Below are 10,978 nucleotides of genomic sequence, written 5' to 3' on the forward strand. Positions count from 1 at the left end.
ACAGCATCTTTGTGTCCGGTACGACCGCTACGAATGAAGCCGGCGAGATCGTTGGCGTGGGAGATATGTATGCTCAGACCAAACAGACGCTGATCAATATCCAAACCGCACTGGAGCGGCTAGGCGCCAGCATGTCAGATGTAGTCCGCACGCGCCTGTACGTAACCGATGTCTCTTTGTTCGATCAGGTTGCCAAGGCGCACGGCGAATTCTTTGCCGAGATCCGCCCGGCCTCCTCGTTAGTTGAGGTCAACAAACTGGTCGATAGTGAGATGCTAGTTGAGATCGAAGCGCAGGCGGTCATTGAAGTTGAATAATCATTAAGCAATTCTACCTAATTGCGATTAAATTTTTCCACGTGAAGGATCTTAATTTAGAATTCCAATGTCCTTTTGCCAGTTTTCTGCATTTCCTCCGCTATAAATATGCTGCTGCCTTCCCCCTCCAGGCCCTTAAGCGAGAGCTCAGAGCCCGGAGGGAGGATTATGTCAAGTTCGCTTACGGCGTAGCCCACCAGTCCATGCATACGCGATAGCAACTAAAGCGGCCGTCAACAAGGTGGCCACCATGACGTATGAAACGCCCGAATGGATGCCGAAGGCTCCCAAAACTGCCGTGAATATGGGAGCCAGCAGAATTGCCGTGGTTCCGCAGCAACCGGTCAGCGCTGCGATCCCGGTCAAGGCAAGGCCGGTGTCTCGAACGCGATACCATCTCGCAAGCTGGTAAAAGCCAATGGCTACTACGGAAGTGTCAGCGAACAAGTGACCCACGGCCATAAAACCGTGTGTCGGGCCATCAGCCCCGAGTATCAAAATTCTCGTCAAGTCCATATCACCAAGCAGGGCCAGGCCAAGGCTCTCGGTCGCGATAGCAAAACCAATCACACCAAGCGCAAAGGTAATCAGGATCCAAGAGATGTGGTTCACCCGGCTGTAATACTGAAACGTCATCACTGCTACGCTAAAGAGAACAACTGCCGGTATGAGGCCCCACAAGGACGCCACTTGATGTCCAACCAGGTGCATCCAGACTTCCGACAAAAGTAGGGTTGCGACAACGGCTATCCACAACCGGGTCTCATAGGCCATTGCCTCTTTGGCTGGACTTAACTGAGACGAATTATTCTCGATCATTTTCGTACCTCCTAAATCTCTCGTAACATTCTTCATCTTTATCTCCTTTCTGAGAATTAATATTGGCTTCTGACAAAACGCCGTTTAAAATGAGTGTTCAGGCTTCAGCCTGCCTCAACCTAAAGGTTGAACACCCTATTTTACAGGAGCCTAAGAATTAATATTGACTTCTCCATTGGAATGAGTCTTCAGGGTAATAGAATGATTCCCACTGTCAATAACCCGTATTGGGTTTCTTTCGTTTCCGTTACTGGTAAATCAGCCAAGTCATCATCCGTATGCAAGAGATCCCAATGAAATTCAGCAAAAAACCCCATTCTTGATGTGCCTTTAAATCTAAAGCCCATTCCCATAGCAAGCAAAAATGCGCTTTCATTAGCGCTCAAAAAATCTTCAGATTCAGTGGTCGTAATTGTGAAGTCAGATACACTCGAGTGCCCAAGGCCAGCAGCCACTGAAAGGTAAAAATTTGCCACCTTTTGCGAATCATATTGCAAAAGATAAAACTTCGCTTCTCCAAAAAGCTCGAGAGATGTAAATGTTGCGCCATCTATTTTCATGCCAGTTGGTGCGTCAATACCAAAAGAATTGCAGGCCGCAAAGATGCCAAACTCCAAATCTGGATCGAACTGATAACTTGCCCCAACCTTGCCGTTAAGACCGATACTGTAAAATTTCCCGATCCCTGCCGGACCAAAAAAACGTGAAATACCGCCACCGATAACGGCCTGCAGTTTTTTCTCTTGTGAGAAAACATTTGCATCGGCAAAGACTACAAAGACTATATTAACTAAGCACAGGAAAACTCTGTACATCGGTTCTCTCCCTTACCAAGGCAGAATGCTAGAATTCGAATGAAAACCCAAAAATATACTTCCAGCGTCTAAATTTGAGTTTAGACGTGGCCTCGTCGTCCAAGATTGGATCCTCAACGCCCGGATCGAAAAAACTGATGGTTTGCGGAATATCCTGGTTGCCAAACGACCATGTAAACCCCAATGTCACTTCACCGCGACCCACTTTAACAGAGGCGCCGCCTGCGACATGGTACAAATCCCAGCCCGCCGTTGAGGCATTGGTTTGCGTGTCGGTCAGGTTCACAATTCTTCCCACATCTTCGGGAGCAGCGGAACGATCTGTTGCAAAGCTGCCGTAGCCTGATAGCGTCTCGTCTACATAAACCTCCAGGCCAATGCCGTAGTTTAAGACCTCACGCAGATTCTGGGTCAGGCGCCTGTTAATCGTTTCACCTGTGCTCTGGCTGACAAAGCTTGAAGGCTCCATGATCGAAAATTCCTTCACGGCATCATACCATTCCGCACTGAAGTGAAGCTTGTTCCTGCCAAGCTTTAAAGCTCCGCCAACCCCCAACGCCCAGGAGGATTGGTACTCGGCATCGATGTCATCTTCCTGTCGTGCCGAAAGCCGATCGTCCCGAGTGCCGTCACCATCCAGGTCAGCTCCTGCAAACGCATCGTTAAAAAGCGTCGAACCACTGCCGGTCAAGTTTAGCCTTGGTGTTGTTAGTGTGGCCCCAACAGACAGGTACTTGAGATCAAGGGCAAAGCCAGCTTTCCATAAAAGACCTTTGGTCTCGTAGTCATACTCATTTATCTGAATAGCAATGACCGCCTCGTTCGTCGTCGTTAACGCCTCCGAAAGTCTCCTGAAAGCGATATCCTGACTACGTATGGAGAGGAACTGGGTGATACCAAAACTCGCCTTAGCGCCCGCTCTATGAGCCCAGCTGAGGCCGAGCCATTCGTCCCTGATTTTCTGGGTCAGCGAAATTTCCGTTGCAAACAATTCATCACCCGGGATGGTTTCAATAATATCAGCTATGCCACCTCCCGCTATGCCAAGATTTAACTCACTCCGCTGCCGGGTCAGGAATGAGTAGGCGAAATGATGTCCAGGCAAAAAACCGATCTTGAACGTTCCCGCCACCAGGCTGGGAGCGCCGCCAAATGACGAGCTTCTGAAATCTACCCCCGCGTCTGTCCCATCCTCGACAATAACTTTATCCCACTGGTACACTTTGGCGCTGAGCAGGAAAGACAAGTCGGACGTTAAAGCCAGCCGGGCCGGATTATAATAAGTCGCTCCAAGGTCCTCGACACTGCCGATCACACTGCCTCCCAGCAAAGTCGATCTTGTTCCGTATTGCAAAGTCCAGTAATGTGCATCCTGAGCTTTGCCGGCTTCCGGAAAAAGACAGGCCGTAGCGAAAATGGCAATCAATAAAGTTTCTTTAAAGCTAGTCATTCCACCCTCCATTTTTTTTCAATTTCAGACAATTCGAACAGGTGGGAGTTTCATTTACTTCCCTCTCCAAAATAAAATGAAAAGCCGGCGATCACCAGTAGACTGCGATAGGTAGACTCCACTTCTCCGCGCGTGCCGAGCAACTCGTTACTTTCGTTGGCATCAATCAAATTCACTGGCTGCCTGTTTTTGCCGTTGCCGAAAATAAGACCCATTCCCAGTGTAAACTCAAACCTGCGAATCCTAAAAGTTGAGCCCCCCGTGAGGTGGTAGAGATCCCAATTTGAGACTGCTAAATTGCTATCTGTTCCGGGCACAGCTGCCGAAAAATCTGTGCTGAAACTGGCATACCCTGTCAAATGACTATTGTAAGTATGCTCAACACCAATACCAAAATTGACGATTGACCTGAGCTCGTGAGTGATCTGGTTTGCATATGCTTCGCCGGAACTTTGAGCCTCAAAAGGCTGTGTTTCAAGCACGTCGAATTTGCTGACCGCATCAAACCACTCGGCGCTAACATGGACAGCGCTCTTCTCAAAATGATACGCCAGACCCATTCCAACTGCCCAGGATGACTTATAGTTGGCTTTAACTTTCTCCTGTTCATTAAAAATGAATTCCAGATCTTCAACATTGTCGTTATTTACGTCCTGCCCGCTCACCGTTCTGTTTATGGTGGCAGTGCCGCTGCCAAAGAGGCGAAGACTTGGCGTGGTTAAAGACAGTCCGAAGCTGACAGGTTTGAAATCAAAAGCAGCACCGACCTTCCACAAGGTGCGCCAATGGTCGTAATCGAATTCCTCAAACTCTATGGTGGTGGCAACGTCCTCCTGAGTCAGGGCCTGTGAGATGACCTGAACCCGCATAAGCTGGGCTCGTACTGCAATATACTGCGTCAGCCCGATGCTGGATTTATCACTTAACCTATATGACCAGGTCAATCCACCCCAATCTTCATCCAGGTCTTGTCGCACAACCACCTCTCCACCAAATGGCTCTTCGCCCGGTGAGCTTGTTATCGCTTCGCGTGTATCTATCTGTCTCTGGCTGAGCCGGACATGAAACTTTTGGCGACTTAGAACTGAAAAAGCCAATCGACTTCTACTGGCTCTGTCGTAAGTCAATAAACCGGCAAGCAGATCCGGGGCGGTCTTGAACTGAAATTGCGAGAGGTCAAGATCCTGACCGGCACCGTTTTTAAAAATCAAAGTCCTAAAGCCGAAGATCGAACCGCTTATTACAAATTCCGGATCCGCCATCAAGGCCAATGCGCCCGGATTATAGTAGGTCGAACTTATATCCAGCAAACTGCCAATCACTGATCCCCCAAGCAGGGTCGAACGGGTGCCATAGTGCTGCGACCAGTAGTGTGTATCCTGGCCGACAATATCACCAACCCAAAGATTCGTTGTAATGCAGGTTAGAAACAGAACTCTCACTCGTTGGGGTTTCATTTGTCGTAAACTTTGGAATTGTGCAAAATATATGGCTGGAAATATTTCCCGCTCACCGAACCCTCTGCCGCTGTGTGAGTGCCTTTTCACGGCCCCGGATTCCCACACGAATGCTTTTTCCCGCCTCGTTCCATGCCAAATGCACGCGAGCCATACCTGAGAAAGGCGTTAAAATATTTATGCCAAAACCGTAGCCATCGAGAAAGTTATCCAATTTAAATTCATCTTTCTCATTCCATGCATGGCCCAAATCAGCAAAAACGACAGCTTGTAAGCCAATAAATGCCGTAAACTTACCAAAGAAAGTCAGTACATAAGGCTCAAAGAAAGTCCAGCGATATTCCAGGGTATTAATCATTTGATTTTTGCCAACCCTGGAACTTAGATCCGAACCGCGAATGGTGTTCCACCCACCCAGCCCGTAGAATTGCCAGGGTGCGTAGTCTACTCCGGCTGTTCCCGTAGTTAATGTTGTCAATGAGAAAAGGGCCAAGGTGTGGTTGTGTACAATCGGTTGATAGCGTCTGAGGTCAAGTGTCAACTTCCAGAAACTGGCATCGCCCCAGCCAAAAATTCCGGATCGCATTACCTCAATTTCATTCCACCAGCCCCGCGTGGTATTTATCCACAGATTGCGGTTATCATATCCGACAAAGAATCCAATTGACGGGACATTATCCCTGTTAGTTGAGGAAATGGTTGCACCAGTGGTATCACTTTTCACAGACTGAAACGAAAACCGGCCCCCGATCCGGCCCCTTTCGCCAATGTAACTGCCAACAGTAGTGTAAAGCTCCGTGCTGGTTTCATCAAATTTAGCAACTTCGTTCCCTCTATCGCGTTGGTAGAATTCAACTCGGTAAGATAAATGATTTCCGGCAAACCAGGGGTCCTCGATAGCGGCTTCCACGTTTGTAGCTCCACCGAGCAAAAAGCGACCTGAAAAGCGAATATTCTGGCCTTTTAGATTTAAGGAGGTGAATCCTGCTCCGGCTTGAACACCATCTGCATCGCTAATTCTAAAAGCAAGGGTAGGCAGATGGGGGAAGGTTTCTTTGACTTCGATGCCAATGACAACACTATCCCGCTCTGCAAATGCTTCTACCTTATGGTAACTGAAGAGCCCCAGCGTTTCTAAGCGCTCATAATCTCTTTGTGCATTGCCTGCGACGTAAGGCTCACCCACTTTCGAGGTAAGCTCACGCGTGATAATATACCTCTTCGTCCACTTCAGGCCGGAAATTCGAATTTCTTTAATGGTTTGCCCGTTAAGCGCCCCATCTGAACCCGAGGCATAAATACTTACGCATAAAACATGAAAAAAAAGAATGGTAAAGAGTGATCTTGCCGAAAAGGCCATTGACGTCTCCATTAATTCTTTGGGAATTTCTCGAATATCTTTTGCACAGCCATATTAATTGTCTCTTCGCGTTTTTCAGGCGTAGATTTTTCCTCAAGTGTTTTGGTGGCAGAACCGCGCCAGAGACGATCGCCTGTCTTGGTTTCTAAAAAATCCAAGACAAGGGTGCCTTCTTGATATTTCTGTTCCAGCACTTTTTGCGAGAAACTTACACTAACAGAACCGGAACTGCCATATGCCCGACCCTGTGCGATGCTTAGGTCTAATGTTTTGTCTTGCACAATAATGAAGTAAAGGATTTTCAAATCCGGATCTCCTCGTTGCAGCTCTAAGCCCTTGGCCTGTAGTTCACTATTAACCGCGTTTTTTATAAGTTCCTGCAATTCTGGGAATTGTTGCAAAACTCCCGCAGCCTCACTATCCGCTTGCCAATCAAAGGTCCTGTAGTTACTAAAGTCAGTTTTTTTGAAATAATAATCTTCTACACGAATCGACGAAGAGGCACAACTCAGGCAAAAAGCGAGCAAACTAACACCACTGATTATGTCTTTCATTTTCATTGGAATTCCTCCATGTAAGTCTTATAACAGGAAGTCAACTCCCTACCCTTCACTGTGTACAAGCAGTGAATTCAGAAAGTGAAGAACAAGCCGCCCGAGATATCCAACTGAAACATCCATGTTGTCTTGGGACTATCATAACATTCGTCAGATTCGTTACAGAAGGCGGCCTCAACACTACCAAACCACGCTGAAGCCACTCGACTCTGGAGACGGAATCCAACTCTTTTGCTGATTAAGGTCTTCGCACCAAGCACATAGCTGAACGCAATGCCCTTTTCATTATCAAAATCGCCTTTAGGTACGAGACGAGTCAAGCCCCAGGTCAAGGCAAAAAACGGCTGAATCTTCTTCGACGATCCAGGAAAAGCCACTATCCCTAACTCGTAGGAGTCTAAATTCAAGTCGAAGAGGGTAATTTTCCGGTCAATTTCTGAATTGAAAAACGTGAGCTCTGTCGATTGTCGTTCGAGGATGAACTCTAACATAATAGTGCTTTCGACTAGCCAGACGCCAAAGATCAGCCCGAAATCCGGGGAACTTTGTATCTTGAGGCCCTGCACCAAGTGCTGTTCAGCCAAATCCAGGCTCCCACCTTCAAATCCGCCCCCGAGGCGGTAGCCTCCGAAAACGGTGAACTCCCCTTTCTGGGCCCATGCACTGGATAAATCGAGGACCAAAAACAGAAAAATTGCTGTCAGTATTAAACCCTGCTGATTTTTTGAGATTGTTTTTTCTTTCTTCATCTTTGAACGGACACAAAACGTCTAAATTAGTTTGTTTGTGAAGAACCAGTGGTCAATCTTATGCGAATACGGTGCCAGACTACACCATTCAAGAAAAAACAAAATTAGTCTCGTCGTAAGCTTTAAAAAATAAATAACTAAGGGCAGGAAAGCGAACTGAATGAAAAAGCAATTAAGTTACGAAACCGGCATGTCTGTCTAATGATATGCTGCAGTTTTTATGATATGATGAGATTCCAGCACCGCTTCGATTCATTATTTTAAATCATATTTCTCAAGGCGGTAATAAAACGTCGGCGGGGTCAGATGCAGTAGTTTTGCCGCTTTGCTCTTATTATATTTTGCAAGTTTCAAAGCCTGCAAAAGCAAGCTCTTTTCAACCTCCTCTAAATCAATACCGCTTGAGGGAAGCTGGACGGCCTCAGCTGAAAATCTCGATGGAGCGGTCGATTCTATAAAACCCAGATGCTCTTTCTCAATAGTCTTTTCCTTCGAAAAGAGCACCACCCTCTCAACAACATTGCGCAATTCCCGAACATTCCCACGCCACTTGTGATTCAATAATAGTTCTTGCGCTGCCGAAGTTAAAGTCGGTACATCTCTCCTGGATTTGCGGGCAAATTTTTCAATAAAGAATTCAGCCAGTTCGATAATATCCTCCTGGCGGTGCCGCAGCGGTGAAATGACAATCCGATACACATTTAATCGGAACAACAAATCCTGCCGAAACTTACCTTCTTCCGCTAATTCTTTGAGATTCCCATTTGTGGAGGCAATAACACGTACATCAACTTTAACAAGACGAGATCCGCCAACACGATAGAATTCCTCCTCCTCGAGAATTCGTAGTAACTTAACCTGTGCTTCCATCGGAAGCTCGCCAATTTCGTCCAGAATCAATGTCCCACGGTGCGCCAACTCAAACTTACCCATGCTGTCTTGAAACGCACCCGTAAACGCGCCTTTTACGTGACCAAAAATCTCTGATTCTACTAAATTCTCGGGTATGGCGCCGCAATTTAATACAACACAGGGCCTTTGGGAGCGCGGGCTGTCCGCATGGATTAGTTGAGCTATCAATTCTTTGCCCGTGCCGGTTTCTCCCTCTAAAAGAATTGTAGCATCTGTTTTAGCAACTCTAGCTGCTTCGCTCTTCAATTTTTTTGTGTCCTGGCTGCTTCCGATTATTATAATTGACTTGTCGGAGAAAGATTGCAATTTTCGCCTGTGTTCGAGTTCAATTTGCAGTTCATAAGATTCAAGTGCTCTTTCAAGAGAAAGCAACAATTCCTGAGCATTGATTGGTTTGACAAGATAATCGAATGCACCCTTTTTAATTGAATCTACTACCTGGGGAATACTATCATAGGCAGTAATCATGATAACCGGGAGCATCGAACAGCGTGTTTTAATATCCGCCAGAAGCTCTATGCCGTTTTTACCCGGCAGATTAATATCAACGATAACCAAATCATAAGAATTTTTCGATAAAACAGTCAGCGCTTCTTCGGCAGATTCAGCCATTTGAAGCGTATACTTCTCCTTGAGGGTGTCTTGCATCGCCTCACGAAACAGTTCATCATCTTCAACAATTAAAATGCTTTTATAGCAATCAGCCACCTTGTCGAGCCCCTTGTCTTGGAAGTCGGATTATGAATTTGGTACCAATACCTGTCTGGCTCTCGACTGCGATTTGCCCGCCATGCTCTGCAATAACCCGTGAAACGATTGCCAGACCCAGGCCAATGCCCTTTCTTTTTGTGGAAAAAAAAGGTTCGAATATTCTCAGGAGATCTTGTCGGGAAATACCTATGCCGTCATCCTGGATATGAACCTCCAAAGTGTTTGAATCCGATAACGTAGTAACCGCAAGCGTACCGTTTGTAGACATCGCATCCTTGGCATTTAGAAACAAATTAACCAGGACCTGTATAATTTGGTTGCTATCGATTAGAGTTTTCGGCGCTCTTGCTCGGTAGTCCTTCTTAATTGAAAGATTTGAGTGTTCGTATTCATGCCGTACAAAATGAATACTACTGTCGATTACTCTATGGATATCGACACCGGCAAAATCTAATGGGTTGGGACGAATGAATTCGAGGATCCCCTCCACAATGCTCTGAATTCTTGCGACACCGGACTCGATATTCCTAAGTTTAGTCTTATATATTTTCGGCACTTCACTTTGTTGGGCAAGGTATTGCAAATTTAGACTAATCGAACCAAGCGGATTCCGAATCTCGTGGGCGATATTTGCAGAAACTTGCCCTAGTGCAGCGAGTCTGTTCACTCGTTGGTTCACAGGGGGTTTACTTGATAATTTTTTCGCATATAAGGCCCAATACTCAGCCATAAAGGAAAAGTGTTAGATACTACTGAATTTCAAAAGCAAATTTAGAAAACCTCTGAACACCGATTAGCCGTCCATCGGGAAAGCATAAGTCATAAGGCTGGGTAGAAATGGTTACAAAAAAAATAAGAATTTGTCTTTTAAGATTTGCTAATTCTATAACTCTGTCCTTTGGGATGCCCATTAACGAATTCTCGTCAGCGAATCTTGAAAAATGCTACAGACTTTGTTTACATAAAAAGTTGATGATTATCGTTTTAGTACCAGTCCACAAGTTCGCAGAATTTCCCGGTGGCATCAGCCCTAACAACAGAAATAACTGTTTTAAGAATTGCCACTTCTGTGCCAAAGTATTTTTTGAAAAAGAAGCACCTTTGACATTAGATGTAAGTAAATTAAAGACTAGTACTTAACGAAGATAGTGTAGGAAATTATTAGAAGTGTTGGCGAGCTGACTTTTACATGATATAATGAATTTTCTACTATATCATAACTCGATACCGCTATTTTAAACCGTATTTCTCAAGGCGATAATAGAACGCCGGTGGGGTAAGATTCAAAAGTTTGGCAGCTTTTGTCTTGTTATACTTGGCAAGCTCGAGCGCCTGTAGTAGCAGACTCTTTTCTACCTCCTCCAGAGGCAAGCCGGTCTCAGGCAGCGTAATGACCCCGGCTTCGGACTTGGGCGCCGAAGAGAACTCCATGAAATTCAAATCTCCTTTCCTAATAGTGCTGCTTTCTGTAAAAAGAACAACCCTTTCAATGACATTCCGGAGTTCACGGACATTTCCTTTCCAGGCATGCTGCATTAACAATTCTTTTGCTTCCTCGCTGAACTTTACATTTTCTCTTTTTGCCTTCCTGCTATATTGTGCAGAAAAAAATTCGGCAAGCGCAATAATGTCTTTAGGTCGTTCCCGAAGGGGTGGAATGCGAATGGCGTACACATTAATTCGAAATAATAAATCCTCGCGAAACTTTCCTTGCTTTACCAATTCATTTAGATTTCTGTTTGTGGATGCAATAACACGGACATCAACCTTAACCAGTTCGGTTCCCCCGACCGGATAAAATGACCGTTCTTCCAAAGCTCTTAAGAGCTTA

Annotated in this window: 11 protein-coding genes; 1 reads left to right on the forward strand and 10 read right to left on the reverse strand. The window is 45.8% G+C overall.

Annotation, left to right across the window (positions count from 1 at the left end; translation table 11 throughout):
• A partial coding sequence (locus tag IH879_12170) for a RidA family protein (GenBank protein ID MCH7675693.1) occupies positions 1–317 on the forward strand: 317 nt, incomplete at its 5' end.
• 171 nt (positions 318–488) lie between these two features.
• Here the strand turns inward: IH879_12170 and IH879_12175 are convergent.
• The 10 genes from IH879_12175 to IH879_12220 form a co-directional block, all read right to left on the reverse strand.
• Positions 489–827 carry a hypothetical protein gene (locus IH879_12175; GenBank protein ID MCH7675694.1) on the reverse strand — a complete coding sequence of 113 codons (339 nt, stop codon included), beginning with the start codon at positions 825–827 and terminating at the stop codon, positions 489–491.
• Between the two features lie 497 nt (positions 828–1,324).
• Complete coding sequence (locus IH879_12180) at positions 1,325–1,951, reverse strand: hypothetical protein (protein MCH7675695.1); 627 nt, start codon at positions 1,949–1,951, stop codon at positions 1,325–1,327.
• A gap of 28 nt (positions 1,952–1,979) precedes the next feature.
• A complete protein-coding gene (locus IH879_12185) occupies positions 1,980–3,401 on the reverse strand; it encodes a hypothetical protein (protein ID MCH7675696.1) in 1,422 nt (473 codons plus the stop codon).
• Positions 3,402–3,451: 50 nt separating this feature from the next.
• Entirely contained in the window at positions 3,452–4,858 is a 1,407-nt protein-coding gene (locus tag IH879_12190) for a hypothetical protein (protein ID MCH7675697.1), read from the reverse strand.
• Positions 4,859–4,910: 52 nt separating this feature from the next.
• Positions 4,911–6,218 carry a BamA/TamA family outer membrane protein gene (locus IH879_12195; GenBank protein ID MCH7675698.1) on the reverse strand — a complete coding sequence of 436 codons (1,308 nt, stop codon included), beginning with the start codon at positions 6,216–6,218 and terminating at the stop codon, positions 4,911–4,913.
• An 11-nt stretch (positions 6,219–6,229) separates the two neighbouring features.
• On the reverse strand, positions 6,230–6,778 hold the full coding sequence (locus tag IH879_12200) for a DUF4136 domain-containing protein (GenBank protein MCH7675699.1): 549 nt from the start codon (positions 6,776–6,778) through the stop codon (positions 6,230–6,232).
• A gap of 71 nt (positions 6,779–6,849) precedes the next feature.
• Positions 6,850–7,524: a hypothetical protein gene (locus IH879_12205; protein ID MCH7675700.1), complete on the reverse strand. Its 675-nt coding sequence runs from the start codon at positions 7,522–7,524 to the stop codon at positions 6,850–6,852.
• A gap of 255 nt (positions 7,525–7,779) precedes the next feature.
• Positions 7,780–9,144, reverse strand: coding sequence for a sigma-54-dependent Fis family transcriptional regulator (locus IH879_12210; protein MCH7675701.1), 1,365 nt, complete (start codon positions 9,142–9,144; stop codon positions 7,780–7,782).
• Positions 9,137–9,814 (reverse strand): ATP-binding protein, encoded by a 678-nt coding sequence (locus tag IH879_12215; protein MCH7675702.1) that lies wholly within the window; start codon positions 9,812–9,814, stop codon positions 9,137–9,139. Before IH879_12215 ends, IH879_12210 begins: the two co-directional genes overlap by 8 nt.
• 563 nt (positions 9,815–10,377) lie before the next feature.
• Positions 10,378–10,978: sigma-54-dependent Fis family transcriptional regulator (locus IH879_12220; protein MCH7675703.1), on the reverse strand; the 601-nt coding region annotated here is incomplete at its 5' end.

The sequence above is a fragment of the candidate division KSB1 bacterium genome, assembly GCA_022562085.1.
Classification (GTDB): Bacteria; Zhuqueibacterota; Zhuqueibacteria; order Oceanimicrobiales; family Oceanimicrobiaceae; genus Oceanimicrobium.

What these genes read in the sequence shown, in the direction of transcription:
- IH879_12190 (MCH7675697.1), bottom strand. Translation starts at nt 4,858, where the DNA reads ATGAAACCCCAACGAGTGAGAGTTCTGTTTCTAACCTGCATTACAACG.
- IH879_12200 (MCH7675699.1), bottom strand. Translation starts at nt 6,778, where the DNA reads ATGAAAATGAAAGACATAATCAGTGGTGTTAGTTTGCTCGCTTTTTGC.
- IH879_12195 (MCH7675698.1), bottom strand. Translation starts at nt 6,218, where the DNA reads ATGGCCTTTTCGGCAAGATCACTCTTTACCATTCTTTTTTTTCATGTT.
- IH879_12205 (MCH7675700.1), bottom strand. Translation starts at nt 7,524, where the DNA reads ATGAAGAAAGAAAAAACAATCTCAAAAAATCAGCAGGGTTTAATACTG.
- IH879_12185 (MCH7675696.1), bottom strand. Translation starts at nt 3,401, where the DNA reads ATGACTAGCTTTAAAGAAACTTTATTGATTGCCATTTTCGCTACGGCC.
- IH879_12180 (MCH7675695.1), bottom strand. Translation starts at nt 1,951, where the DNA reads ATGTACAGAGTTTTCCTGTGCTTAGTTAATATAGTCTTTGTAGTCTTT.